Annotated in this window: 28 protein-coding genes; 19 read left to right on the plus strand and 9 right to left on the minus strand. The window is 68.6% G+C overall.

Annotated features, from left to right (window positions below; genetic code table 11):
- Positions 1 to 2: 2 nt before the first annotated feature.
- Entirely contained in the window at positions 3 to 611 is a 609-nt protein-coding gene (locus B3K53_RS14030) for a sigma-70 family RNA polymerase sigma factor (protein ID WP_292085109.1), read from the minus strand.
- Entirely contained in the window at positions 608 to 814 is a 207-nt protein-coding gene (locus B3K53_RS14035) for a NepR family anti-sigma factor (protein ID WP_292085110.1), read from the minus strand. The genes B3K53_RS14030 and B3K53_RS14035 overlap by 4 nt, the downstream gene beginning before the upstream one ends.
- Positions 815 to 1,009: 195 nt before the next feature.
- On the opposite strand from B3K53_RS14035, the gene B3K53_RS14040 reads away from it, so the two are divergent.
- Entirely contained in the window at positions 1,010 to 1,810 is an 801-nt protein-coding gene (locus tag B3K53_RS14040) for a response regulator (RefSeq protein WP_292085112.1), read from the plus strand.
- 63 nt (positions 1,811 to 1,873) lie between these two features.
- On the opposite strand, the gene B3K53_RS14045 is transcribed toward B3K53_RS14040, so the two are convergent.
- Positions 1,874 to 2,128: a hypothetical protein gene (locus B3K53_RS14045; RefSeq protein ID WP_292085114.1), complete on the minus strand. Its 255-nt coding sequence runs from the start codon at positions 2,126 to 2,128 to the stop codon at positions 1,874 to 1,876.
- A 336-nt stretch (positions 2,129 to 2,464) separates the two neighbouring features.
- Between B3K53_RS14045 and B3K53_RS14050 the strand changes: the two genes are divergently transcribed.
- Together B3K53_RS14050 and B3K53_RS14055 are read left to right on the plus strand one after the other, a co-directional pair.
- Positions 2,465 to 3,487 (plus strand): NADP-dependent oxidoreductase, encoded by a 1,023-nt coding sequence (locus B3K53_RS14050; RefSeq protein ID WP_292085115.1) that lies wholly within the window; start codon positions 2,465 to 2,467, stop codon positions 3,485 to 3,487.
- Positions 3,488 to 3,501: 14 nt separating this feature from the next.
- Complete coding sequence (locus tag B3K53_RS14055) at positions 3,502 to 3,909, plus strand: MaoC family dehydratase (RefSeq protein WP_292085117.1); 408 nt, start codon at positions 3,502 to 3,504, stop codon at positions 3,907 to 3,909.
- Positions 3,910 to 4,084: 175 nt separating this feature from the next.
- Here the strand turns inward: B3K53_RS14055 and B3K53_RS14060 are convergent, their stop codons facing one another.
- Positions 4,085 to 4,876, minus strand: coding sequence for a SapC family protein (locus tag B3K53_RS14060; RefSeq protein ID WP_292085118.1), 792 nt, complete (start codon positions 4,874 to 4,876; stop codon positions 4,085 to 4,087).
- Between the two features lie 159 nt (positions 4,877 to 5,035).
- Here B3K53_RS14060 and B3K53_RS14065 point away from each other — a divergent pair, with 159 nt between their 5' ends.
- Genes B3K53_RS14065 through B3K53_RS14075 form a run of 3 tightly spaced genes read left to right on the plus strand, consistent with a single transcriptional unit; the run spans position 5,036 to position 6,979 of the window.
- Entirely contained in the window at positions 5,036 to 5,530 is a 495-nt protein-coding gene (locus tag B3K53_RS14065; RefSeq protein WP_292085119.1) for a Fur family transcriptional regulator, read from the plus strand.
- Between the two features lie 5 nt (positions 5,531 to 5,535).
- Positions 5,536 to 6,426, plus strand: coding sequence for an alpha/beta fold hydrolase (locus B3K53_RS14070; RefSeq protein WP_292085675.1), 891 nt, complete (start codon positions 5,536 to 5,538; stop codon positions 6,424 to 6,426).
- A gap of 55 nt (positions 6,427 to 6,481) precedes the next feature.
- Positions 6,482 to 6,979 (plus strand): hypothetical protein, encoded by a 498-nt coding sequence (locus B3K53_RS14075; RefSeq protein ID WP_292085121.1) that lies wholly within the window; start codon positions 6,482 to 6,484, stop codon positions 6,977 to 6,979.
- 4 nt (positions 6,980 to 6,983) lie between these two features.
- On the opposite strand, the gene B3K53_RS14080 is transcribed toward B3K53_RS14075, so the two are convergent.
- Positions 6,984 to 8,147, minus strand: a complete 1,164-nt coding sequence (locus tag B3K53_RS14080; RefSeq protein ID WP_292085122.1) for an aminotransferase class V-fold PLP-dependent enzyme — start codon at positions 8,145 to 8,147, stop codon at positions 6,984 to 6,986.
- 193 nt (positions 8,148 to 8,340) lie between these two features.
- Positions 8,341 to 11,193, minus strand: coding sequence for a preprotein translocase subunit SecA (gene secA, locus B3K53_RS14085; protein WP_292085123.1), 2,853 nt, complete (start codon positions 11,191 to 11,193; stop codon positions 8,341 to 8,343).
- Between the two features lie 260 nt (positions 11,194 to 11,453).
- Here secA and B3K53_RS14090 point away from each other — a divergent pair, with 260 nt between their 5' ends.
- Genes B3K53_RS14090 through B3K53_RS14105 form a run of 4 tightly spaced genes read left to right on the plus strand, consistent with a single transcriptional unit; the run spans position 11,454 to position 14,382 of the window.
- Positions 11,454 to 12,392: a peptidylprolyl isomerase gene (locus B3K53_RS14090; protein WP_292085124.1), complete on the plus strand. Its 939-nt coding sequence runs from the start codon at positions 11,454 to 11,456 to the stop codon at positions 12,390 to 12,392.
- Positions 12,389 to 13,762 (plus strand): bifunctional glutamate N-acetyltransferase/amino-acid acetyltransferase ArgJ, encoded by a 1,374-nt coding sequence (gene argJ, locus B3K53_RS14095; protein ID WP_292085125.1) that lies wholly within the window; start codon positions 12,389 to 12,391, stop codon positions 13,760 to 13,762. The genes B3K53_RS14090 and argJ overlap by 4 nt, the downstream gene beginning before the upstream one ends.
- The gene (locus tag B3K53_RS14100; protein WP_292085126.1) at positions 13,759 to 14,175 is read left to right on the plus strand and encodes a (deoxy)nucleoside triphosphate pyrophosphohydrolase; all 417 of its coding nucleotides are present in this window, start codon (positions 13,759 to 13,761) and stop codon (positions 14,173 to 14,175) included. Before argJ ends, B3K53_RS14100 begins: the two co-directional genes overlap by 4 nt.
- A gap of 24 nt (positions 14,176 to 14,199) precedes the next feature.
- Entirely contained in the window at positions 14,200 to 14,382 is a 183-nt protein-coding gene (locus B3K53_RS14105) for a Flp family type IVb pilin (RefSeq protein ID WP_292085127.1), read from the plus strand.
- A gap of 8 nt (positions 14,383 to 14,390) precedes the next feature.
- Here B3K53_RS14105 and B3K53_RS14110 read toward each other — a convergent pair whose 3' ends face one another.
- A complete protein-coding gene (locus B3K53_RS14110) occupies positions 14,391 to 15,278 on the minus strand; it encodes a methyltransferase domain-containing protein (protein WP_292085128.1) in 888 nt (295 codons plus the stop codon).
- Here B3K53_RS14110 and B3K53_RS14115 point away from each other — a divergent pair.
- Genes B3K53_RS14115 through B3K53_RS14150 form a run of 8 tightly spaced genes read left to right on the plus strand, consistent with a single transcriptional unit; the run spans position 15,277 to position 20,046 of the window.
- Positions 15,277 to 16,083: a ComF family protein gene (locus tag B3K53_RS14115; protein WP_292085129.1), complete on the plus strand. Its 807-nt coding sequence runs from the start codon at positions 15,277 to 15,279 to the stop codon at positions 16,081 to 16,083. The two genes, B3K53_RS14110 and B3K53_RS14115, sit on opposite strands and share 2 nt — an antisense overlap.
- Before the next feature lie 32 nt (positions 16,084 to 16,115).
- Positions 16,116 to 16,373, plus strand: coding sequence for a glutaredoxin 3 (gene grxC, locus B3K53_RS14120; protein ID WP_207823671.1), 258 nt, complete (start codon positions 16,116 to 16,118; stop codon positions 16,371 to 16,373).
- On the plus strand, positions 16,373 to 17,212 hold the full coding sequence (locus B3K53_RS14125) for a carbon-nitrogen hydrolase family protein (RefSeq protein WP_292085131.1): 840 nt from the start codon (positions 16,373 to 16,375) through the stop codon (positions 17,210 to 17,212). The genes grxC and B3K53_RS14125 overlap by 1 nt, the downstream gene beginning before the upstream one ends.
- Positions 17,209 to 17,643, plus strand: coding sequence for a DUF1178 family protein (locus tag B3K53_RS14130; RefSeq protein ID WP_292085132.1), 435 nt, complete (start codon positions 17,209 to 17,211; stop codon positions 17,641 to 17,643). Before B3K53_RS14125 ends, B3K53_RS14130 begins: the two co-directional genes overlap by 4 nt.
- Before the next feature lie 3 nt (positions 17,644 to 17,646).
- Positions 17,647 to 18,462, plus strand: coding sequence for an AraC family transcriptional regulator (locus B3K53_RS14135; protein WP_292085133.1), 816 nt, complete (start codon positions 17,647 to 17,649; stop codon positions 18,460 to 18,462).
- Between the two features lie 36 nt (positions 18,463 to 18,498).
- Positions 18,499 to 18,960, plus strand: coding sequence for a DUF6265 family protein (locus B3K53_RS14140; RefSeq protein ID WP_292085134.1), 462 nt, complete (start codon positions 18,499 to 18,501; stop codon positions 18,958 to 18,960).
- A gap of 11 nt (positions 18,961 to 18,971) precedes the next feature.
- Positions 18,972 to 19,460, plus strand: a complete 489-nt coding sequence (locus tag B3K53_RS14145) for a GNAT family N-acetyltransferase (protein WP_292085135.1) — start codon at positions 18,972 to 18,974, stop codon at positions 19,458 to 19,460.
- 25 nt (positions 19,461 to 19,485) lie between these two features.
- Positions 19,486 to 20,046 carry a lipocalin family protein gene (locus B3K53_RS14150; RefSeq protein WP_292085136.1) on the plus strand — a complete coding sequence of 187 codons (561 nt, stop codon included), beginning with the start codon at positions 19,486 to 19,488 and terminating at the stop codon, positions 20,044 to 20,046.
- Here the strand turns inward: B3K53_RS14150 and B3K53_RS14155 are convergent.
- Positions 20,043 to 20,582, minus strand: a complete 540-nt coding sequence (locus tag B3K53_RS14155; protein ID WP_292085137.1) for an AAA family ATPase — start codon at positions 20,580 to 20,582, stop codon at positions 20,043 to 20,045. The genes B3K53_RS14150 and B3K53_RS14155 overlap by 4 nt on opposite strands.
- Complete coding sequence (ubiG, locus tag B3K53_RS14160; RefSeq protein WP_292085138.1) at positions 20,579 to 21,397, minus strand: bifunctional 2-polyprenyl-6-hydroxyphenol methylase/3-demethylubiquinol 3-O-methyltransferase UbiG; 819 nt, start codon at positions 21,395 to 21,397, stop codon at positions 20,579 to 20,581. Before ubiG ends, B3K53_RS14155 begins: the two co-directional genes overlap by 4 nt.
- A gap of 56 nt (positions 21,398 to 21,453) precedes the next feature.
- Between ubiG and B3K53_RS14165 the strand changes: the two genes are divergently transcribed.
- The gene (locus B3K53_RS14165) at positions 21,454 to 22,728 is read left to right on the plus strand and encodes an aspartate kinase (protein WP_292085139.1); all 1,275 of its coding nucleotides are present in this window, start codon (positions 21,454 to 21,456) and stop codon (positions 22,726 to 22,728) included.
- Positions 22,729 to 22,730: the final 2 nt, after the last annotated feature.

The following is a 22,730-nucleotide window of genomic DNA, read 5'->3' on the forward strand; positions in this document are numbered from 1 at the left end:
CGTCAGTCCTGCCTGGCGCCGCTCAGCCTGTCGGCGTCGGCCAGAATGGAGCGCATGGCGTCGCCTGCGGCCTGGCCGTCGCGCCCGTACCCGCCGCGTTCCAGCGTCGCCTGCAGGGCCTTGCGGGCCCGCGACACACGGCTTTTGACCGTGCCGACCGCGCACTGGCAGATCTCGGCGGCCTCCTCGTAGGCGAAGCCGCCGGCGCCGACCAGGATCAGGGCTTCACGCTGTTCCTCGGGCAGGGTCTTGAGGGCCTGACGCAGTTCGTCCAGAGCGACCGGCGCCTCGGGATCGTCGACCGCCACCAGGGTCCGCTCGGCGGCTTCCTGGTCCAGCTGGGTCTGACGCCAGGAGCGGCGCTTTTCCGAATAGAACTGGTTGCGCAGGATCATGAAGGTCCAGGCCTTCATATTGGTGCCCATCTGATAGCTGGCCCGGGCGTCCCAGGCCTTCATCATGGCTTCCTGAGCCAGGTCGTCGGCGGACGTCGGGTCGCCGGTCAGGGTGCGGGCGAAGGCGCGCAGATGAGGAATCAGCGTCACCAGCTCCTTCTTGAAGCCGGCGTCGTCGGCAGAAGGCGGCTTCGGAGGGGCGCTGGAGATGCTCATCGGCCCTCCTTGGTCGACGAGCGCTCGTCGGCGCGGCGCAGGATGTCCAGGAATTCGTCGGGAACCGGCTCGTTCACCACCTGGTCGAACATGTGGCGCAGCTTCACTCCGATGGCTTGCTGGCGCAGACGCACTTCTTCCAACCCGCTGTCTCTGGACGTCGATGCGTCAGGACGCTGGGTGGTTTCCTTAGGGTTGATCATGGATTTCCGGCCGCCGCCCAAGCCTGGTGTAGAGGGTTCATGGAAGCCGAAAACGCCGCTTCCCGCCAAGAGTTCCTAGGCCGCTGCGTTTTAATGCTCAAGCTTGGCCTTCGGTGTGGAACCGTTGCGCCTCGATCACGTTCTGACAGACTGGCGCGTCCTTAGATCGAGGACGCCGACTGTCGGGGAATTTGTATGAGTCTATTGGCCAGGCTTGCGCCGCATCTGCCCTATGTCCGCCGCTATGCGCGGGCGTTGACCGGCGATCAGCTTACGGGCGACAACTATGTCCGCGTCGCGCTCGAGGCCCTGGCGGCCGGCGAGCGTCAGCTGCCGACGGACATGACGCCGAGGGTGGCGCTCTATCATGTCTTCCACGCCATCTGGTCGTCCACGGGCGCCCAGCTGGAGGACGGCAGCGGTCTGGAAGGCGGCGGCGGCGACGACGCCACGCGGCGCCTGATGCGGATCGCCCCGCGCTCGCGTCAGGCCTTCCTGCTGACGGCGCTGGAAGGCTTCACCCCGTCCGAGGCGGCGCAGATCCTTAGCGTCGATCCGCGGACGGTCGAGCGTCTGATCGCCGAGGCCCAGAGCGACATCGACGCCGAACTGGCCACTGACGTCCTGATCATCGAGGACGAGGCCATCATCTCGGCCGACATCGAGAGCCTGGTCCGGGAGTTGGGCCATCGCGTCACCGGCACCGCCACGACCCATGACGAGGCCGTCGACGCCGTGAGCCGTCATCGTCCGGGTCTGGTCCTGGCCGACATCCAGCTGGCCGACGGCTCGTCGGGGATTGATGCGGTCAAGGACATCCTCAAGCGCTTTGACGTCCCGGTCATCTTCATCACGGCCTTCCCGGAACGGCTGCTGACCGGCGAGCGGCCGGAGCCCACCTTCCTGATCACCAAGCCCTTCCAGCCGGAAACGGTGAAGGCGGCGATCAGCCAGGCCCTGTTCTTCCATCCGTCGCGTCAGAAACAGGCCGCCTGATTTTCTGATATCGCGATTGATCGGCCCCGTCGGTTCGCCGTCGGGGCCTTTCTCTTGTCGGGTTCAGGCTGCCGGAGCCGGCGCATCGAAGGCGGCGACGTCCTCGCGCGTGCCGCCCGCATCGGGATTGACGGTCTGGAAGCCGCTATTGCTGAGCAGCCACATGCCCAATAGCAGGACGGCCGCCGCCCCGCCCGACACGATCAGCAGCCACAGAATGCGCCGTCCGCCTCGCCCCTGCCGGACGTACTGGGCTTCGATCGGCACATGGTGCTCGACGGCGTCGGCGGAATGGGAGTGGGGATCCTGATGGGTCATCGCGCTCTCCGGTACGGGCCTCTCGGTTGGTCCTCCTCTAACGGCCTAGCAACGCGGAGCAGGGCGTCGTCGTTCCGATCAGCGAACGGCGCGCCGCGGCGAGCGGCTGATTTCCCTGTCTGAGGGAACCGGCGTCGGACGCCGCCGTTATCGGCATGCGGAGGCGACAAAGCCCCCGACCTGACCGGTTCGCCGGTCCGTCGTTTCCGCCCTCATTCTCGATGATGCCACCTCAAAGCGAACCTGAAACGGTTCGCTTTTTCTTTGAAAGCCCCTCGACAGGGGCGGCGCATCCACGCCTAATGAGTTCTCAAAGAAAACGCATCGGAGACAGCCATGGCCCCTCGCAACCGTCAGTGGGTTCTTCGCCAACGGCCCCAGGGGCTGATCCAGGACGGCGACCTGGAACTGATTGAGACCCCGGTGCCGGACCTGAAGGACGCCGAGGTCCTGGTCCGCACCATCTACCTGTCGCTGGATCCGACGAACCGCACCTGGATGAACGACAGCCAGGGCTATCTGCCGCCGGTCGGTCTGGGCGAGGTCATGCGCGGGCTTACTCTGGGCGTTGTCGAGCAGTCGAAGTCCGAACGGTTCAAGGAGGGCGACATCGTCACCCCGCTGTCGGGCGGCTGGGCCGATTACGCCGTGGTGCATGAACAGGGCCTGCGCCCGGTGCATCGCGCGCCGGGCATGCCGCTGACGGCCAATCTGTCGGTGCTGGGGATGACCGGCCTGACCGCATACTTCGGCGTCACCGACGTTCTGAAGGCCAAGGCGGGCGAGACCCTGGTGATCTCGGCGGCGGCCGGCGCGGTCGGCTCCATCGCCGGGCAGGTCGCCAAGCAGCGCGGCGCGCGCGTCATCGGCATCGCCGGCGGCCCGGACAAGTGCCGCTGGCTGACCGAGGAGCTCGGCTTCGACGCCGCCGTCGACTACAAGAACGAAGACGTCGGCGAGGCCCTGGACCGGCTGGCCCCGAACGGCATCGATCTCAATTTCGAGAACGTCGGCGGCGACATCATGATCGCCGTGTGGAACCGGTTGAACGTCCATGCGCGCATGGCGGTCTGCGGTCTGATCTCCAGCTACAACGCCACGCGCATGCCGCCGTCGCCGAACTTCAGCCGGATCATCACCCATCGCCTCAACGTTCAGGGCTTCCTGGTGCTGGACTACGCCCACCGGGCCAGGGAGATGGTCGAGGAGATGGGCCCCTGGTTGGCGGAGGGGAAGGTGAAATGGAAGGTCCACGTCGATGACGGCCTGGAAGGGGCGGTGACCTCGCTGAACCGCTTGTTCACCGGCGACCATGACGGCAAGCTGCTGGTACGGGTGTCGGAAGAGCCCGCCGCCTGAGGAGGCCTGACGGGATGACCGAACCGCTGCACGTCCATTTCGAGGACCTTGAGGTCGGCCAGGTCATCCCCCTGGGCGCCTGCGCGGTGGACGCGGCGGCGCTTGACGTCTTCGCCGAGCGGTTCGCGCCAGGCTGGGACGTGGCCTATGGCGCGCCCGACGCCATGATCTACGCCCTGTGGAACCGGCTGTCGGCGGACAAGGCGGGGCATTGGGCCGGGGCCAAGACCCTGGCGGTCGACGGCCTGCGCTTCATGCGCAATCCGCCCGCAGGCGAGCTGTTGCGCGGGCGGCTGACCGTCATGGGCAAGGACCCCGTAGGAGACGAGAAGGGCATCGTCGTCGCCCAGCAGGACCTGCTGGACGAGGCCGGAAGGTTGGTCTTCTCCTGCCTGACCCGCGCCCTGATCGCCCGGCGCTAGACAGAAAAACGCCCCGCCGGTTTCCCGACGGGGCGTTTCATTTTCAACGTTCTAGCGGCCTCAAGCAGCGCGAATGCGCGGTAGGCCTCCAAAGAAAGCCTCAAGCAGCGCGAATGCGCGGTAGGCCTCCAAAGAAGGCCTCAAGCAGCGCGATAGCGCGGTAGGGCCCTGAGAATTACGCGTTGGCCGCGGTCGGGACGGCGGCGGCGCGGGCGAAGGCCATGGCGATCAGGCGCTCCCAGCCCAGCAGCGACACCAGGTGGGCATAGATCTGGCCCAGGGCGCCGTTGTCGCGCAGTTCAGCCAGCTTCTCGACCGGCAGGGCTTTCAGCTTGTCTTCCGACACGGCGTAGTACTCGGCCAGCTTCTGGACGGGACCGGCCGAGCCGTCGGCGTTGCGCGGCGTGAAGTTGGCTTCGCGGGTCTCGAACAGGTCCAGATCGGTCAGCAGCTTGACGAAGGACTCCGTGCGCAGGCGCTCCTGCTCGAAGTTGTTGCAGAACTCCATCGCATTGTTGACGTAGGCGCTGGGCTGGTCGTTCTCGAACAGCGGCACCTCGCCGGCTTCGCCGAGGAAGGGCGCGGCGCGGTCGATGCACAGGATCATGCGGTTCTGGGTGTCGTCGTTGGCGAAGACGAAGGGGTAGCGGCGCACATAGGCCGGAATATAGGCGTCGGAGCGGAACTCGCCGTTGTCGACGAACAGGTTCTCGCCCTGGCGCAGGCCCATGGCCACCACCGGCTGCTTCTGGTCGCCGACGAAGATGATCGGGTAGGACAGGGCGGCCGGCGCGAACTCGGTCACGGTCAGCGGCACGATATTGGTCTCGGCGACGAAGGCGTAGGGCTTGTCGGCCGGCGTCACGCCCAGCTTGCCGTGGGCTTCGAACGAGATCGGCTCTGGCTGCGTGTAGAACAGGACGTTGCCGGACAGGGCGCCGGACGCTTGGGACGTGGTGTCGGTCATGATGGGTCGGATCGGCTCTGAACAGAAAGGTCGAGCCTTCTAGCCCATGGCCGGGCGCGCCGCAAACGTGGGTGTTCGCCGAACGGGAAGCGGCAAGGTCCGGGCCGTGCGGCGTCGGCGCCGGTTGCGGCGCGGCTCGCGACCCCTTAGCTGTGGGGCATGGGCGCCGCTTGCGATCACGAACATTCCGACAGCCGACCCGGCCCGGCCGAGGTCGAACGGACCCTGGCCGCCGTCGAGGGCCAGTGCGCGGCCGAGGGCGAACGCATGACCGCGCCGCGCCGTCGGGTGCTGGAGCTGCTGCTGGCGGCGGGCGAGCCGGTCAAGGCCTATGACCTGATCGCCCGCTACGGCGCCGACGGCCAGGCCGCCAAGCCGCCGACCGTCTATCGCGCCCTGGAGTTTCTGGAACGTCGCGGGGTGGTGCATCGCATCGCCTCTATCAGCGCCTATGTGGCCTGCGCCTCGGCGGCGGACGACGCGCGCGCCCACGCCGCCGCCTTCCTGATCTGCGATTGCTGCGGGGCGACCGAAGAGGTGGCCGTGGCCGGCGGCGAGGCCTTCGCCGAGGCCGCCGCCTCGGCTGGTTACGCCATCGAGCGGACCACCATCGAGGGGCATGGCCGTTGCCCGGCCTGCCGCGTGGCGGCCTGACGCCGATGGACGCCCTGGCCCTTTCGGCGCCGCGGCGCCTGAGCGTTCCGATCGACAACCGCTGGGGCGGCGGCGAGATGGCGGTGCTGGACTTCGGCGATCCGGCCCGGCCCGTCGATCTGATCTTCGCCCACGCCAACGGTTTCAACGCCTACGCCTATCGCTCCTTGCTGCAGCCCCTGTCCGGAGCCCTGCGCATCTGGGCCCCTGATCTGCGGGGGCATGGGCAGACCCGACTGCCGGCGCGGCCCGAGGGGCGGCGCAGCTGGAAGGATCATCGCGACGACCTGATCGCGCTGCTGGACGCCGTCGAGGGGCCGCCCGTGGCCCTGGCCGGTCACTCCATCGGCGGCACCAGCGGCCTCCTGGCGGCGGCGGAACGGCCCGGGCGGGTCTCGCGGCTGTTGCTGCTCGATCCCGTGATCTGGCGCCGCGAGATGGTGCTGGCGATGAGCCTGCCCCTGGTCGGGCGGCTGGCGCAGCGTTTTCCCATCGTCCAGGGCACGCTGAAACGCCGGGCTCTGTTCGACAGCCGCGAGCAGGCGCTGAAGGCCTATCGCGGACGAGGGGCCTTCAAGGGCTGGTCCGACATGATGCTGGCCGACTACCTGGTCGACGGACTGACCGAGACCGATCAAGGCTTCGAGTTGACCTGCAGCCCGGCCTGGGAGGCTTCTAACTACGCCGCTCAGGCGCACAATCCCTGGCGGGCGTTGCGGCGGTATCCCGGCGCCGTGCGAATCCTGAAGGCCGAGAGCGGCAGCCTGTGCGCCCTGCCGACGAGTTCCGTCCCCGCCTCGTCGCGGCAGGTCGAGGCCGTCGTGGGCGGCGGCCACCTCTTCCCCATGACCCATCCCGACGTGGCGCGTGACGCCCTGCTCGACGCGGCCGTCTGAACCATGGTCGCCGGGGTGTCGTGGTCCCCGGTTCGATGTTAGGCCTAGACGGGTCATGAGTTCGCCCGCCGCCAATGATCTGAATCGTATCCTGCTGGGCTCGGCCATCGGCGCGGCCATCGGTCTGGTGCTGCTGGCGCTGGGCGTGGCCATCCTGTGGAACGCGGCCGATCAGAAGCTCCGCGAGGCGTCGCCGACGCCAGTGCCTGTGCCGGCGTCGGCATCGGGGGCCGACGACGCCTCGCCGGCCGCCGTCCGGCGCGAGGCGGCCGTCGAGGCGACGGCCTCGCCCACGCCCTATCCCGTCTTAGGGCCGGCGCCCCCGGCCCCGCCCGCCACGGCGCCGGCTGAACCGCCGCGCCGGGCCGCGACGTCGATCTGGCGGTCGATCTTCGACGACGAGGCGGAGACAGGGCAATCCGCTGCGCCCGCCGCACCAGCCGCGCCCGCTTCGGCGGCGCCGCGCGCGGCTAACCCTCGTCCCGCGCCGCGTCCGGCCACGCCCCGACGCCCGCCCGAGGCCCAGCGCCAGGACGACAGCCTCTTCTTCTGACGCCTCAGGTCAGGCGGGCGCAGGCGTGGATCAACCGCTCCACGTCCTCTTCGGACTGATAGAGGCTGAAGCCGAAGCGGATCACGTCGTCGCGCACGTCGGTGACCACGTTCATGTGCTGCAGGTCGGCCTTCCAGCGCGAGGCTTCGTTGGAACGCAGGGCCAGGAAGCGGGCGCGGGGGGCATCGCCCTCGACCGGGTTGAGGATCTCGGCCTGAGACAGGGCGCCGGCCTTCCCGTTCTGGACCGCCGTCTGGAACCGGGCCTGCAGGCCGCGCGCATGGGCGGCGATGGCGGCGGTGGTCAGGCCCTGCTCGGCCAGCATCCGTTGAACGGCGTTGAGGCGGTAGAGCGCGCTGACGTCGAAGGTGGCGCCCCAGAAGCGCCCGCCGTCGGTGCGGTACTGGACCCCGCCGGGCGGGCCTTCCAGATGGCCGAACTCGGCGAACCAGCCGGTGATGACCGGGCGCGGGCAGAAGCCGGGCGGGGAATGCAGGAAGCAGGCCCCTTCGCCCGCCATGGCGTATTTGTAGCCGCCCGCCAGATAGAAGACCTTGTCCGCCACCGCCGACAGGTCGGTCGGGGTCGCCATGAAGCCGTGATAGCCGTCGACCACCACCCAGGGGCCCGCCGGGTCGGCCAGTTCGGCCAGTTCGTTGATGGCGTCGAACACCTGCCCGGTGCGGAAGAAGACCTGGCTGACCAGGATCAGGTCATGGCCGCCCGCACGGGCCGCCGCGACGAAGCGCTCGGCGAAGGTATTGAAGGGCTGCAGCGGCACGCGCGTGACCACGGCCTCGCCGGCCTCTTCCCAGCGCTCGGACTGGCGGCGGAAGGAGTGGAACTCGCCGTCGGTGGACAGGATGCGCACCGGCTTCTTCTCGACCCCGGAGACGAGGCGGATCAGCAGGTCATGGGTGTTGGAGGTGAAGATCAGGCTGTCGGGCGAGGGCAGGTTCAGCTCCTTCGCCACGTGCTGCTGCGCCTCGGGAATGACCTCGCCGAAGACCAGATCCCACTTGCGGTCGGCGAAGCGGTTGGCCTCGGCCCAGGCCTGGACCTGGGCGTCGAAGCTGGCGTCGGGCCACAGGTGATGGCTGTGGGCGGCGAAATGCAGCCGCTCGGGATCCAGACCCAGGGCGCGCGAGAAGAGGGGCTTGTAGCTCATGGGGCGAAGCTAGCGGGCGGAGGGGGCGGCGTCACCTGTCGTTCCTCCGTCATCCCGGGGCCGCGTAGCGGAACCCGGGACCCAGGCGTGAGCGACTGCACAGATGGTAGATTGTTCAGGCGTCCGGGATGACGACGGTGGGGCAGGGCCAAAGAAAAAGGCGGGCCGCTTTCGCGAACCCGCCTCATGATTTCTAGATCAAGCTACCGTGGCAGTGCTTGAACTTGCGGCCCGAGCCGCAGGGGCAGTCTGCGTTGCGGCTGGTGCGCTCCCAGCCGACGGGCAGGGCTTCGACCGGCAGCTTGGAGCGGTCGTCGCCGGTCAGCATGCCTTCCGGATTCTGGGCCGACGGGTTGGCCATTTCGTTTTCGCCTGTGCCGGGGTTCAGGTGGATTTCCTGGAACTCGGGCATCTCCATGGCCGGCGGGGCCTCGAAGCGGAACTCGACCGTCATCAGCCAGCGGGTGACGTTGTGGCGCAGGTCGTGCAGCAGCGTCTCGAACAGGTTGAAGGCTTCGGTCTTGTATTCGTTCAGCGGGTCGCGCTGGCCATAGCCGCGCAGGCCGATGACGCCGCGCAGGTGGTCCAGGTGGACCAGGTGCTCGCGCCACTGCATGTCGATCATCTGCAGCATGAACTGCTTTTCCAGACCACGGGTCTGGTCGGCGCCGATCATCTCCAGACGCTCGGCGGCGCGGGCGTCGGCGGCGGCGTTGATGCGCTCCTCGATCTCTTCGTTCGAGACGCCCTCCTCGGCGGCCCAGTCCTTGAGCGGCAGCTCCAGGCCCAGGGTTGAGCGGACCTTCTCGTCCAGACCGTCCATGTCCCACTGCTCGGCGTAGGCCTTGGGCGGCATGTAGCGTTCGACCAGGTCGGACACGACGTCGAGGCGGAAGTCGGTGACCAGTTCCGACAGGTCCTCGGAGTCCATGAACTCCTGACGCTGTTCGAACACGGCCTTGCGCTGGTCGTTCACGACGTCGTCGTACTTCAGCACGTTCTTGCGCATGTCGTAGTTGCGGGCTTCGACGCGCTTCTGGGCGGTTTCGACGGCGCGGTTCAGCCAGGGGTGGCTGATGGCCTCGCCCTCGGCCACGCCGAACGACTTCATGATGGCGTCCAGGCGATCGCCGGCGAAGATGCGCAGCAGGTCGTCTTCGCACGACAGGTAGAATTTCGAGGTGCCGGGGTCGCCCTGGCGGCCGGTGCGGCCGCGCAGCTGGTTGTCGATGCGGCGGCTTTCGTGGCGCTCGGTGCCCAGGACGAACAGGCCGCCTGCGGCCAGGGCCGCCTCACGGTTCACGGCGATCTCGGACCTGTACTCGGCCTCGACAACAGCCAGCATTTCTGGCGTGACCTCGATGGCCATGTTGCGCTGTTCCTGGACCCAGCGCTGGATGCGCATTTCCAGGTTGCCGCCCAGCTGGATGTCGGTGCCGCGACCGGCCATGTTGGTGGCGATGGTCACCGCGCCGGGCAGGCCCGCGTCAGCGACGATATAGGCTTCCTGCTCGTGCTGGCGCGCGTTCAGGACGTTGTGCGGAATGCCGCGGCCGGTGGCGTAGGTGATGTCATAGGCCTCGTCGCCGACCTTCTGCGCTTCCTTTTCGCGCCCGGCGTACTCGGCCTTGAGGGTGCGGCCGGTCTCGACCTTGTAGTCATAGTTCTTGAGGACGTCAGACAGTTCTTCCGAGTTCTCGATCGAGACGGTGCCAACCAGGATGGGCTGGCCCTTGACGTGGCACTCGGCGATCTGGGCGGCGATGGCCGCGTTCTTTTCCTTGAAGGTGCGATAGACCTCGTCGTCGTAGTCCTTGCGCTGGATCGGACGGTTGGTCGGCACTTCCAGGACGTCCATCTTGTAGATGTCGAGGAATTCCTGGGCCTCGGTCGCGGCCGTGCCGGTCATGCCGGACAGCTTTTCGTAGAGGCGGAAGTAGTTCTGGATCGTCACCGAGGCCAGGGTCTGGTTCTCGGGCATGATCTTGACGTCTTCCTTGGCCTCGATGGCCTGGTGAAGACCTTCGGACAGGCGACGGCCCGTCATCATGCGGCCGGTGTATTCGTCGATCAGGACGATCTCGCCGCCCTTGATGATGTAGTCCTTGTCGCGCGTGTACAGGGTGTTGGCGCGCAGGGCCTGGTTGACGTGGTGGACCAGGCTGACGTTGCCCGGGTCATAGAGGTCGGTGGTGTCCTCGGCGAAGTGGCCGCCGGCCTCCAGCATCTCCTCGACGCGCTCCGAGCCCAGCTCGGTCAGCAGGGCCTGGCGCTGTTTCTCGTCGAGGTCGTAGGTGGCCTTGTCGAGGATCAGTTCCTTCACGATGCCGTCGACGATCTTGTAGAGGTCCGAACGGTCCTCGGTCGGGCCCGAGATGATCAGCGGCGTGCGCGCCTCGTCGATCAGGATGGAGTCGACCTCGTCGACGATGGCGAAGTGGTGGCCGCGCTGCACCATCTCGCGACGGTCATAGACCAGGTTGTCGCGCAGATAGTCGAAGCCGAATTCGTTGTTGGTGCCGTAGGTGATGTCGGCGTTGTAGGCCGCCTGGCGCTGGCCCTGGCTCAGGCCGTTGACGATGACCCCCACGTCCAGACCGAGGAAGCGATAGACTTTGCCCATCGTCTCGGCGTCGCGGCGCGCCAGGTAGTCGTTGACGGTGACGACGTGGACGCCCTTGCCCGCCAGGGCGTTCAGATAGACCGGGGCCACGGCCACCAGGGTCTTGCCTTCGCCGGTCCGCATCTCGGCGATGCCGCCTTCGTGCAGGATCATGCCGCCGGTCATCTGCACGTCGTACTGACGCTGGCCCATGACCCGCTTGGACGCCTCGCGCACCACGGCGAAGGCTTCGGTCTGAAGCTTGTCGAGGCTTTCGCCGGCTTCGATGCGGTCCTTGAAGGTCTGCGTCATCATGCGCAGCTCGTCGTCCGAGAAGGCCTCGAACTTGGATTCCAGGGCGTTGATCTTCTCGACCTGACCCATGAAGGTCTTGACCTTGCGGTCGTTGGAGGAACCGAGAAGTTTCTTGGCGAAGCCGAGCATGGGCGATCCGGTAAGGCGGTCGAGCGGCTGAGGCTCTGAAAACAGGAAGCGCCGTGATCAAAGGCCCAGATCGACCTCGGTCCCAACGACCCTCGAAATACGAGGCGTGCGCAGGGGCCGCGCAGACGATCGAAAACCCCTCGACTTGGGCGCAGCCGGGACTTAAGCACCGCCCTAACCCCTGTCAACGCGAGGGGCTTTCAACGGCTTGCCGAGACGGGCCGTCCCGTCCCTGTTTTTCGCCCCGCACGGAGCGCCAGATGCGTCTTTCGCGCCCCCTGTCCAGATCCTTGCGGCCCGTGCTGGCGTCGGCCCTGCTGGCCCTGACCCTGACGGCCGCCTGCGGGCGCGGCGATGCGGAAACTCCGCCGGAGAAGAATGATCTGGTGGTGGCGCGGGTGCTGGACCGTTCGGTCTGGGCTTCGGACGTGCGCCGCGAGGCGGTGGCCCAGGGGCTGATCGGCGAAGGCGAGCCGCTGGACGTCAAGTCCGAGCTGTTCCGCCGCGTGCTGGACGAGGTGGTCGACCAGAAGCTGCTGGCCGCCGAGGCGCGCCGTCGCGGCCTGGACAAGAGCCCGGCCGCCCAGCGTCGGCTGGAGGCCGTGCACGAACGCATCCTCGGCGACATGCTGGTGGAATCCGTCGTCAGCGGCGCCGTTTCCGATCAGGCGGTCGAGCGGCTCTATCAGGAGCAGCAGCGCCGCGCCCAGACGACCGAGGAGGTCCGCGTCCGTCTGATCCTGTCGCACACCAAGGAACAGGCCGACGCCGTGGTCGGCGTCCTGGGTCAGGGCGCCGCCTTCGAGGCCGTGGCCGCCCAGCGCTCGGTCGATGACGCCACCCGCTATTCCGGCGGCGACCTGGGCTATTCGACGCTGGACGTCCTGCCCGACGCCTACGCCGCCGCCCTGCGCGGTCAGGCCCCCGGCGCCGTGGTCGGCCCGGTCCAGACCGAGAGCGGCTGGGCCGTGCTGCGCATCGAGGATCGTCGTCTGGAGACCCCGCCGAGCCTGGATCAGGCCCGCCCCCTGATCGTCCGCTACCTGACCTATGAGGGCGTGCGCCAGCTGCTGGAACAGCTGCGCGGCAAGGCCGCCGTCGAGGTCTTCCTCAATCCCGCCAAGCCGGCGGCGCAACCGGCTGTCGAGCCTGCGCCCGCTGCTTCCTCCGCTCCTCCCGCCGGAACCGTCGCCTCATGAACCGTCCGCCCGCCAAATCCGGCTCGACCGGCCAGATGATCGAATCCGCCATCGAAAAGGCCCTGGATCCGCTGGCCTCTGCCCTCAAGCGCGCCACCCAGCCGGCCAAGGCCGCGGCGCCCGGCAAGCCCGGCCTGATGATCTCGCCCCTGGCCGTGCCCTTCCCGACCATTCCGCCCATTGGCGGGGTCGAGATCGCCACCGCCCGCGCCGGCTTCTACAAGCACGAGCGCGACGACCTGGTGGTCTTCCGCTTCCCGGAAGGCGCGTCCTGCGCCGGGGTCTTCACCCGCCACAAGGTGGGCTCGGCGCCGGTCGACTGGTGCAAGCGCCAGCTGGACGCCGACAAGGGCGGCGAGGGGATCAAGGCCCTGGTGGTCAACGCCGGCTGCGCCAACGCCTTCACCGGCAAGGCCGGGGCTGACGCGGCGCGCCGCACGGCGTCGGAAGTCGCCAAGCGCTTCGACTGTCGCCAGCGCGACGTCATGCTGGCCTCGACGGGCGTGATCGGCGTGGTGCTGGACGAGACCAAGATCACCGCCCGCCTGCCCGACATCAAGGCGGGGTTGAAGGCCGACGCCTGGGCTCAGGCGGGTCTGGGCATCATGACGACGGACACCTTCCCCAAGGGCTCCTTTGCGGAATGTGAGATCGAGGGCGTCAAGGTGAAGATCGCCGGCATCGCCAAGGGTTCGGGCATGATCGCGCCCGACATGGCGACCATGCTGGCCTTCATCGTCACCGACGCTGATATCGCCCCGCCCGTGCTGAAGGCCCTGCTGAACCTCCACGTCCGCACCACCTTCAACAGCGTGACGGTGGACGGCGACACCTCGACCAACGACACGGCCCTTCTGTTCGCCACCGGGGCCTCAGGCGCGCCGCGCATCGGCCGGGTCGGCGACCGCCGCCTCAAGGACTTCTCCGCCGCCCTGGACCAGGTCATGCTCGATCTGGCCCACCAGCTGGTCAAGGACGGCGAGGGCGCGACCAAGTTCGTCCGCGTCACGGTGGACGGCGCCGCCAGCCCCGCCTCGGCCCGCAAGCTGGCCAAGTCGATCGCCGACAGCCCCCTGGTCAAGACCGCCATCGCCGGCGAGGACGCCAACTGGGGCCGCATCGTCATGGCCGTCGGCAAGACGGAAGAAGCCGTGGACCGTGACCGCCTGGCCATCAACTTCGGTCCCCATGTCGCCGCCGTCGACGGCGCGCCGGCTCCCGACTACGACGAGGCGAAAATGAGCGCCTATATGAAGAACGCCGAGATCGACATCACCGTGAACGTCGCCTCGGGACGGGCCTCGGCCACAGTCTGGACCTGTGATTTGACCAAGCGCTACATCGAGATCAACGGGGACTATCGCTCGTGAGCGAAGCCGCCGCCGTCCCCACCGTCCTCGTCGTCGCCGTCGCCCTGATCGACCCCGACGGCCGCGTGCTGATCGCCAAGCGGCCCGAGGGCAAGCAGCTGGCCGGGCTGTGGGAATTTCCCGGCGGCAAGGTCGAGCCGGGCGAGCGGCCGGAAGCGGCCCTGATCCGTGAGCTGAAGGAAGAGCTGGACATCGACGTGAACGAGGCCTGCCTGGCCCCCTTCGTGTTTACCAGTCACGCTTACGATTCCTTTCACCTCTTGATGCCACTGTACCTGTGCCGGCGGTGGTCCGGCGTCGTCACCGCTCGTGAACACGCGGGTCTGGCCTGGGTGAAGCCGAACAAGCTGTCGGACTATCCCATGCCGCCGGCTGACGAACCCCTGGTCGCCTGGTTGCGCGACCTGATCTGATCAGGCGCCGAGGGAGGGGCCGGGATGCGACGTTTCATCGGCCGGTTCCTTCACGACGACAGCGGCGCCACGGCCATTGAGTACGGCTTGATCGCCAGCCTGATCTTTGTGGCCATCATCGCCGCCATCGGCGCCTTCACCGCGCGGACCGGGGCCATGTACGACTACATCAGCGAAACCATCTCCACGGCCATCGGCGGCGCCTGACGGCGGCCTCAGGTCCGAGCGGTCTGTTCCCTGACGCCGAGCGCGTCCGCCAGACGGGTCTTGGCCGAGCCGCGTCGGGCCGGCTTCTGCTGGCTCTCGTGCGGGGCCCAGCCGGCCAGGTGCACCATCTCGAAGGTCGCCGGGATGCGCCCGTCCGCCTCGGCGTGGCGCTCGGCGTAAAGCTGCGCCGCGCGGGCCAGAACGGCGCGGCTCAGGGGCTTGATCGGCCCCGCCAGCACATTGGTCTCGCCCATGGCCCGCAGGTCGCGCATCAGGGCGAAGGGGTCGCCATAGCGCACCGTCACCCGGTCCACGTCGCTGACCGGCAGGGCGAAACCGGCTCTTTGCAGCAGGCCCGCCCCGTCGAAACCGTCGGCGAAGGGCGAGACGCGGGCCTGGGCCCCGCCGTTGACCTCCAGCTCGGCCTCGGTCAGCACGCCGCGCAACTCCTTCAGGGTCGCCGCCCCGAACAGGCTGGCCACGAACAGGCCGTCGGGCCTCAGGGCGCGCCGGATCTGGCTGAGCGCGCCGGGCAGGTCGTTGGCCCAATGCAGACCCAGCAGGTTGACGATCAGGTCCGCCGACTGGTCCTCCAGCCCCAGAGGCCCGGCCCCCGGCGCGGCGCGTTCGGCCATCGATCCGACGGCGCGCACTTCGGCAACCCGATCGCGGGCCGAACTGTCGGCCACCGCGCGGGCGAAGACGCCCGGATGGGGCGACAGGTCGACGGGGGCCTGAAACTCGCGCAGGATCACCTCCAGGCTGTTCACCGCGTTCTCGGCGGCGCGCACGTGCAGGAAGTCGGCGTCGGGGAAGCGTCGGGCGGCGCGGCTCAGGCGCGCGGCGCGGCGGGCGGCGTCGAAGATGATCGGGGGACCGGAGGAGGGGGCGCTCATGGCGGTTCAGGATGGGGGCTGGCAGGGTCGAATGAAAGGCGTGATCGCGCCTATAGCATCCCGCGCGCGCCATGCGGGGCGCGGTCTGCTGGATATTCTGCTGCCGCCCATGGCGCACGACAGCCGTGAGGCCACGGCCTCGGCGGGCCTGACGCCCGACGCCTGGAGCCGGGTGGCCTTTCTGGAAGCGCCCGTCTGCGACGGCTGTGGCGCGGCCTTTGAATATGACGGCGGCGACTTCGCCTCCGACCGCTGTCTGGCCTGTCAGGTCCAGCCCTACGCCTTCGCCCGGGCGCGGGCGGCCTGCGTCTACGACGAGGCCTCGCGGGGGCTGATCCTCAAGTTCAAGCACGGCGACCAGCAGCAGTTCGCGCCCCTGTTCGCCCGCTGGATCGCTCGCTCGGCCGCCGACGTGGTGGGCGAGGCGGACGCCGTGGTTCCCGTGCCCCTGCACCGGTCCCGCCTGCTGGCGCGGCGCTTCAATCAGGCCGCCGAGGTGGCGCGGCCGCTGGCCCGCCATGCCGGGCTCGACTACCTGCCCGACGCCCTGATCCGCAGCGCCCCGACCGCCAGCCAGGGCGGCAAGTCGGCGCGCGGACGGCGGCTGAACGTGAAAATGGCCTTCGCCGTCACGGAAGCCGGGCGTCGCCGGATCAAGGGGCGGCGCATCCTGCTGGTCGACGACGTGCTGACGACCGGGGCCACGGCCGAGGCCTGTGCGCGGGTCTTGATGGAGGCCGGCGCCCGGGCCGTGGACCTGGCGGTGATCGCGAGGGTGCGAACCGCGCGCGAACCGCCTAAGTAGGGGGCTAGCCTGCAGTTCAAGGAGTTCCTGAGTTGGCCGAAGTCGTCATCTACACCAAGCCCGGTTGCCCCTATTGCGTCGCCGCCATGGGTCTGCTGACCCGCAAGGGCGCCGAGTTCACCGAGATCGTCGCCTCGAACGATCCGGAAAAGAAGGCCGAGATGGTCGCGCGTTCGGGCGGCAAGGCCACCTTCCCGCAGATCTTCATCAACGGCCAGCACGTCGGCGGCTCGGACGACATCCACGCCCTGGACCGCAAGGGCGGTCTGGATCCCCTGCTGGCGGCCTGATGGGCGAGCGGCTCGAGGTCGCGCTGATCCAGGCGCGGACGCCGGCGACGGCGCCCGCGGGGCTGGCCCATGTCGAGCCGCTGATCCGCCAGGCGGCGGCGGGCGGGGCGCAATTGATCCTGACGCCCGAGGGGACCAACTTCCTCGAGCAGCGCCGGGCCCTGCGCGACGCCGCCCTGTCGAGCGAAGAGGCCGACGCGGCGGTTCTGGGCCTTCGCGCCCTGGCGGTGGAACTGGGCGTCTGGCTGCTGATCGGCTCGGTCCTCGTCCGCTCGGACGCGCCCGGCGACGCCCGCGCCGCCAACCGCTCCCTGCTGATCGACCCGACCGGGGCGATCACGGCCCGCTATGACAAGCTGCACGTCTTCGATGTCGATCTGGCTGATGGCGAGACCTATCGCGAGAGCGCCTCGGTGCGGCCGGGCGACGCCGCCGTCGTGGCCGACACCCCCTGGGGCGGCCTGGGCCTGACCATCTGCTACGACGTGCGCTTCCCCCATCTGCATCGCCAACTGGCCCAGGCCGGAGCGGCCATGATCGCCGTCCCCGCAGCCTTCACCCGCCCGACCGGCGAAGCCCACTGGGAGACCCTCCTGCGTGCCCGCGCCATCGAAACCGGCGCCTTCGTCCTGGCCCCGGCCCAGGGCGGAACCCACGAGGACGGTCGTCAGACCTGGGGCCGCTCCCTGATCGTCGGTCCCTGGGGCGAGGTCATCGCCCGCGCCGACCACGATGAACCCGGCGTCCTGCATGCCACACTGGACCTGGGCGCCGTGGACCGGGCGCGCGGCTCGATCCCGGCCCTGCGCCACGACCGCGAATTCGACCCGCCGCAATGATCCGCTACGCCCTGTTCTGCGACCACGACCACGGCTTCGAGGCCTGGTTCGCCTCTTCGAGCGACTATGACGATCAGGCCGCGCGCGGTCTGGTGGAGTGCCCCTTCTGCGGCTCGACGGCCGTGCGCAAGCAGGTCATGGCCCCGTCCGTCGCGGGCACGAAGAAGACCGCCCCTTCGCCGGACGCCATGAAGCAGATGCAGTCCATGATGATGCAGGCGGCGCGCGAGGTGCGCGAGCATGTCGAGCAGAATTTCGACTATGTCGGCGACGCCTTCGCCCACGAGGCCCGCGACATCCATGAAGGCCGCTCCGAAAAGCGCGAGATCTACGGCGAGGCCACCCCCGCCGAGGTCAAGAAGCTGAAGGACGACGGCGTGCCCTGTGCTCCCCTGCCCAGCCTGCCGCCCGACCCGAAGAAGGCGAACTGACGCATGGGGGAGGGGGAACGTTATCAGGAGTTCGCGCCGCCTCCGTCTCTGCGGCCCTTCGTGCGCGTGCTGTGGACCTATGCGGCGCCGACCCCGACCGGCGAGGTGCAGCGCATCGCCCCCGACGGCTGTCCCGAACTGGTGATCGATTTGGCCGCCCCCTACGAGGAAGCGGGCGAGGACGGCGTCTTTCGGCCCCAGCCGCCGGTCATCTTCGCCGGTCAGATGACCCGGCCCATGGCCATCCGTCCGGTTGGCCCGGTGGAGATCGTCGCCGCCAAGTTCGAGCCGGACGGGGCGCGAGACTTCCTGGCCCGTCCGCTGATCGAGGCGACGGACCTGCGGCTGGACCTCACGGCGCGGCTGCGCGGCTTTACCGCCCCGTCCGGCGATCCGGCGGCCCAGGCGGTGGCTCTGGCCGAATGGCTGGAAGTTCAGCGTCAGGCGGGCGACTGGCGCATCGACCCCGGCGTACGCGGCCAGGTAGACGCCGCCGAACGCGAGAACGAGGGGCTTGTGCTCAACCCCGCCGAACGCCGCGCCCTGCAACGCCGTTTCCGCGACCGCGTCGGCGTGGCGCCGCGCACCCTGCGCTCGGTCTTCCGCTTCCGGCGCATTTTCGACCATGCCACGGGCCCGGACGCCGACGCCGCCTCCTGGCTGGAGGCCGGTCTGGCCGCCGGCTATTTCGATCAGCCCCAGATGGCCCGCGATTTTCGTCGCTTCCTAGGCTGCACCGCCACCGAATGGGCGCGCGATCAGATGGAACTGGCCCGGCAGTTGGCGTCGCAATCCTACAAGCGGGACGGGCGGGATTGATCTAGGCTCCTTTCCGAACCGAGGAGGGAGACTTCGATGGCCTTGCTGACCGCGCTTTCGGCCGCCGCCCTGATACAGGCGGCGGCGCCCGCGCCCGACCTGTCGTGGCTGGCCGGCTACTGGCTGGACTGTTCGCGAGGGCGCGAGGCGTCGGAGACCTGGAGCGACCCGCGCGCGGGTCTGATGGTCGGTCATACCGTGACTGTGCGCAATGGCCGCAGCGGCTTCGAGTTCGCGCGCATCACCCGCCTGCAGGACGGCGCCCTGACCTATGTCGCGCAGCCGGCCGGGGCCGCGCCGACCCCCTTCCGCCTGATTGAAAGCGGGCCGCAGCGGGCGGTTTTCGCCAATCCCGCCAACGACTTTCCGCACCGCATCCTCTATCAGCGCGCGGGGGATGTGCTGACCGCCCGCATCGAAGGGGCGAACGACGATGAGACCCGGAGCGTGGAATGGAACTTCAACAAGGCGGAGCTGAACGCTCGTTGTCCCAGCTAAGCTGGCGACCCATGACGCCCGCCGACGTCGACGGCGTCGTCGCCGTGGCCCGCCTGTCCTTCCCCGACCATTTCGAGGCGCGTGAATGCTTCGCCGAGCGTCAGCAACTGGCGCCCGAGGGCTGCTTCGTCCTGTCCGATCCGGCGGGCAAGGTGATGGGCTATCTGATGGCCTATCCGTGGAAGCGGAACAGCGCCCCGCCGCTGGACAGCCTGATCGGCGCCGTGCCCGAGGACGCAGATGTCGTCTATCTGCACGACCTGGCCGTCCATCCCGACACGCGCGGCGGCGGCCATACCCGCGCCATCGTCGAACGTCTGGCCGAACAGGCGAGGGCGGCGGGCTGGCCCGAGATCGCCCTGGTGGCCGTCAATGAGGCGACCGCCTTCTGGGAGCGCAACGGCTTCGTCGTCGAGAACCCGCCCGGCATGGCCGAAAAGCTGGCCAGCTACGGCGCCGACGCCCGCTACATGATTCGGACGCTTCAAGCGGAACCTTAAGCCGGGCTCGGGCCTTTCGGAGCCCATGAGCTTCAAGCGCACCCTTCCCCTCGTCCTGCTGGCCGGCGCCGCCCTGGCCCTCGGCGCCTGCGCCACCCTGCAACGCGGGCCGGTCGGCAACGCCGCCGTGCCGCAACCCGCCAAGTCGGTGGACCTGAACCGCTATCTCGGCCGCTGGTACGAACTGGCGCGCTACGAGGCCGGCTTTCAGAAGGATTGCGAGGCGGTGACCGCCGACTACAGCCTGCGCGACGACGGCCTGATCGGCGTGCTGAACCGCTGTCGCCAGGGCGCGGTCGACGGCCCCGTGAAACAGGCCGAGGCCCGCGCCAGGATCGTTGAGGGCAGCGACAACGCCAAGTTGAAGGTCTCCTTCTTCGGTCCCTTCTATGTCGGCGACTACTGGGTGCTGGACCACGCCGACGACTACAGCTGGTCGATCGTCGGCGAACCGTCGGGCCGCTATCTCTGGATCCTCAGCCGCGAGGCCCGCCCCGCAGCGGAAACCCGTCAGGCCCTGCGCAACCGGGTCCAGGCCCTGGGTTATGACCTGTCGCTGCTGCGCGAGACGCAGCAGCCTGGCTAGGCGAGCCGCGACAGGACGAAGGCGACCCGCTCGGCGACGGGCGCCTTCGGCAGTTCGATCAGGTCGTAGCCGAAGCGCGGATAGACTTCGACCATGGCGTCGAAGGTGCGCTGCGCCTCGTCCAGATCCTGCCGGCGCTCGGCGTCCTGAACGAAGATCTCGGGCCAGACCGGAGCGATGAAGGCCTGCCTTGCATAGCGGGCTTCGCGCGCCGCCCGTTCGACATGAGCCGGGACCGGCAGGCCGCACAGGGTCAGGTAGCCGACCACGTCGGGCACGCCGCGATCAAAGAAGACCGGGGCGGCTGTATCCTCTGCGCGGGCATAGGCGTCCATATCGCGGTCCAGCATCAACTCGGCGAACAGGGCGCGGTCGCGCCAAGGCAGGGCTTGGCCGCCGATGGCCTGCTGGCGGCGGATGATCGCGCGTCCCGCCTCCGGCGAGGTCGCATGACCCGCCGCCGCCAGCGCCTCGATCAGGCTGGTCTTGCCCGATCCCGGCCCGCCGGTGACGAGGATGCGCCGCAGCGTCCTCACGCGTCCCGCGTCGCCATCATCATGTAGTTGATGCCCACATCGTCGCCCTCGCTCCAGCGGTCGTTCAGCGGATCATAGGCCAGGCCATAGGGGCCGGTGACGGTCAGGGGCTCGCCGTCCAGCATGGCGCGCAGCTCCTCGGGCTTGAGGAACTGGCGCCAGTCATGGGTGCCGGCGGGGACCCAGCGCAGCACGTATTCGGCGGCGAACTTGCCCAGCAGCAGGCCCTTCAGGGTGCGGTTCAGGGTGGCGACGATCATCAGACCGCCAGGCTTGATCAGTTTCGAGCAGGCGCGGACGAAGGCCTCGGGATCGGCGACATGCTCGATCACCTCCATGGTCAGGACCACGTCGAAGGGGCCGGCGCCGGCTTCCACCATCTGCTCGACGGTCGCGGCCCGATAGGCGATGTCGAGACCCATCTGTTCGGCGTGGGCGCGGGCTGTGCCGATGTTCTCGGACGACGCGTCGAGGGCCGTGACCTCGAAGCCCATGCGCCGCATCGGTTCGGCGATCAGGCCGCCGCCGCAGCCGATGTCGATCAGGCTGAGGCCCTCAAACGGGGCCCGCGCCCGAACGTCGCGGCCATAGTGTTCGGCAGCCCGGTCGCGGACGAATTTCAGCCGGGCCGGATTGAAGCGATGCAGGGGCGCGAACGGCCCTTTCGGGTCCCACCATTCGGCCGCCTGGGCCGAAAAGCGCGCCACATCGGCGGGATCAATGCTCGGCCCCTCGGCACGATCGGTTGCAAAGGGTGAAAAACCCTCATCGCTTTGGGGTTTGCGCGGCTCAAGGCTGTCGTTAGAAGCGGACATGGCCGCAGGCATGAACCGCCTTGGCCGCCCATGCAAGCAGGGGACGAAACGCCACGATGACGCGGCCCGAAACGACACGACTGGTGATGAAGTTCGGGGGGACCTCCATGGGGGACCTCGAGCGTATTCGTCGTGCGGCGCGAATTATCGCCGCCGAGGCCGCCAAGGGCAAACAGATCGCCGTGGTGGTGTCCGCCATGGCCGGCAAGACCAATGAGCTGGTGGCCTGGACCGACGGCGCGGGACCGGCCGCCGCGGGCCTGCCCCTGTCGGACGACGAATACGATGTGGTGGTCGCCTCGGGCGAGCAGGTGACGTCAGGCCTTCTGGCCCTGACCCTGCGCAACATGGGCCTTAACGCGCGCAGTTGGATGGGCTGGCAGATTCCGATCCTGACCGACGACGCCCACGGTCGCGCCCGCATCGAGGACGTGCCTGGCGACGTCCTGGGCGCCGCAGTCGACAGCGGCCAGATCGCCATCGTGCCCGGCTTCCAGGGCGTGACCCGCGACGGCCGCATCACCACGCTCGGTCGTGGCGGCTCCGACACCTCGGCGGTGGCGGTGGCGGCGGCGCTGGGCGCCCCTTGCGACATCTACACCGACGTGGACGGCGTCTATACGACCGACCCCCGCATCGAGAGCCGCGCGCGGCGCCTGGAAAAGGTCTCCTACGAGGAGATGCTGGAAATGGCCTCCTTGGGGGCCAAGGTGCTGCAGACCCGCTCGGTCGAGCTGGCCATGGCCAAGCAGGTCCCGGTTCGGGTCCTGTCCAGCTTCATCGAGCCGGATGAGAATGGAAATCTGCCGGAAAACGCCGGCACCCTGATTTGTGACGAGGATGAGATCGTGGAAAAGCGCATCGTTTCCGGCGTGACCATGAGCCGGGACGAAGCCCGGATCACGCTGCTGGGTCTGGCGGACCGCACCGACGCCCCCGCCGACGTCTTCACGCGTCTGGCCGAGGCCAACGTCAATGTGGACATGATCGTGCAGAGCCAGGCCCGCACCGAGGGCGCGGTGAACCTGACCTTCACGACGGGTCGCCGCGACGCCCAGCGCGCCGCCGAGATGATGACCGCCGCCAAGGCCGAGATCGGCTTTGAGGAACTTCGCATCGACGCCGACGTGGCCAAGATCTCGGTCATCGGCGTCGGCATGCGCAGTCACGCGGGCGTGGCCCAGACCATGTTCCGGGCCCTGGCCGACAAGGGCGTCAAGTTCCAGGCCATCTCGACCTCGGAAATCAAGATCAGCGTCCTGATCGAGGACGCCTATTCCGAACTGGCCGTGCGCGCGTTGCACGCGGCCTACGGGCTCGACGCCCTATAGGA

The sequence above is a fragment of the Brevundimonas sp. UBA7506 genome (assembly GCF_002479495.1).
Classification (GTDB): Bacteria; Pseudomonadota; Alphaproteobacteria; order Caulobacterales; family Caulobacteraceae; genus Brevundimonas.

What these genes read in the sequence shown, in the direction of transcription:
- B3K53_RS14115 (WP_292085129.1), top strand. Translation starts at nt 15,277, where the DNA reads ATGGCGGTTCAGGATGGGGGCTGGCAGGGTCGAATGAAAGGCGTGATC.
- B3K53_RS14045 (WP_292085114.1), bottom strand. Translation starts at nt 2,128, where the DNA reads ATGACCCATCAGGATCCCCACTCCCATTCCGCCGACGCCGTCGAGCAC.
- B3K53_RS14105 (WP_292085127.1), top strand. Translation starts at nt 14,200, where the DNA reads ATGCGACGTTTCATCGGCCGGTTCCTTCACGACGACAGCGGCGCCACG.
- B3K53_RS14070 (WP_292085675.1), top strand. Translation starts at nt 5,536, where the DNA reads ATGGACGCCCTGGCCCTTTCGGCGCCGCGGCGCCTGAGCGTTCCGATC.
- B3K53_RS14080 (WP_292085122.1), bottom strand. Translation starts at nt 8,147, where the DNA reads ATGAGCTACAAGCCCCTCTTCTCGCGCGCCCTGGGTCTGGATCCCGAG.
- B3K53_RS14165 (WP_292085139.1), top strand. Translation starts at nt 21,454, where the DNA reads ATGACGCGGCCCGAAACGACACGACTGGTGATGAAGTTCGGGGGGACC.
- B3K53_RS14030 (WP_292085109.1), bottom strand. Translation starts at nt 611, where the DNA reads ATGAGCATCTCCAGCGCCCCTCCGAAGCCGCCTTCTGCCGACGACGCC.
- B3K53_RS14065 (WP_292085119.1), top strand. Translation starts at nt 5,036, where the DNA reads ATGGGCGCCGCTTGCGATCACGAACATTCCGACAGCCGACCCGGCCCG.
- B3K53_RS14040 (WP_292085112.1), top strand. Translation starts at nt 1,010, where the DNA reads ATGAGTCTATTGGCCAGGCTTGCGCCGCATCTGCCCTATGTCCGCCGC.
- B3K53_RS14090 (WP_292085124.1), top strand. Translation starts at nt 11,454, where the DNA reads ATGCGTCTTTCGCGCCCCCTGTCCAGATCCTTGCGGCCCGTGCTGGCG.
- B3K53_RS14035 (WP_292085110.1), bottom strand. Translation starts at nt 814, where the DNA reads ATGATCAACCCTAAGGAAACCACCCAGCGTCCTGACGCATCGACGTCC.
- B3K53_RS14150 (WP_292085136.1), top strand. Translation starts at nt 19,486, where the DNA reads ATGAGCTTCAAGCGCACCCTTCCCCTCGTCCTGCTGGCCGGCGCCGCC.
- B3K53_RS14125 (WP_292085131.1), top strand. Translation starts at nt 16,373, where the DNA reads ATGGGCGAGCGGCTCGAGGTCGCGCTGATCCAGGCGCGGACGCCGGCG.
- B3K53_RS14055 (WP_292085117.1), top strand. Translation starts at nt 3,502, where the DNA reads ATGACCGAACCGCTGCACGTCCATTTCGAGGACCTTGAGGTCGGCCAG.
- secA (WP_292085123.1), bottom strand. Translation starts at nt 11,193, where the DNA reads ATGCTCGGCTTCGCCAAGAAACTTCTCGGTTCCTCCAACGACCGCAAG.
- B3K53_RS14075 (WP_292085121.1), top strand. Translation starts at nt 6,482, where the DNA reads ATGAGTTCGCCCGCCGCCAATGATCTGAATCGTATCCTGCTGGGCTCG.
- B3K53_RS14130 (WP_292085132.1), top strand. Translation starts at nt 17,209, where the DNA reads ATGATCCGCTACGCCCTGTTCTGCGACCACGACCACGGCTTCGAGGCC.
- B3K53_RS14145 (WP_292085135.1), top strand. Translation starts at nt 18,972, where the DNA reads ATGACGCCCGCCGACGTCGACGGCGTCGTCGCCGTGGCCCGCCTGTCC.
- ubiG (WP_292085138.1), bottom strand. Translation starts at nt 21,397, where the DNA reads ATGTCCGCTTCTAACGACAGCCTTGAGCCGCGCAAACCCCAAAGCGAT.
- B3K53_RS14140 (WP_292085134.1), top strand. Translation starts at nt 18,499, where the DNA reads ATGGCCTTGCTGACCGCGCTTTCGGCCGCCGCCCTGATACAGGCGGCG.
- B3K53_RS14060 (WP_292085118.1), bottom strand. Translation starts at nt 4,876, where the DNA reads ATGACCGACACCACGTCCCAAGCGTCCGGCGCCCTGTCCGGCAACGTC.
- B3K53_RS14135 (WP_292085133.1), top strand. Translation starts at nt 17,647, where the DNA reads ATGGGGGAGGGGGAACGTTATCAGGAGTTCGCGCCGCCTCCGTCTCTG.
- B3K53_RS14050 (WP_292085115.1), top strand. Translation starts at nt 2,465, where the DNA reads ATGGCCCCTCGCAACCGTCAGTGGGTTCTTCGCCAACGGCCCCAGGGG.
- argJ (WP_292085125.1), top strand. Translation starts at nt 12,389, where the DNA reads ATGAACCGTCCGCCCGCCAAATCCGGCTCGACCGGCCAGATGATCGAA.
- B3K53_RS14110 (WP_292085128.1), bottom strand. Translation starts at nt 15,278, where the DNA reads ATGAGCGCCCCCTCCTCCGGTCCCCCGATCATCTTCGACGCCGCCCGC.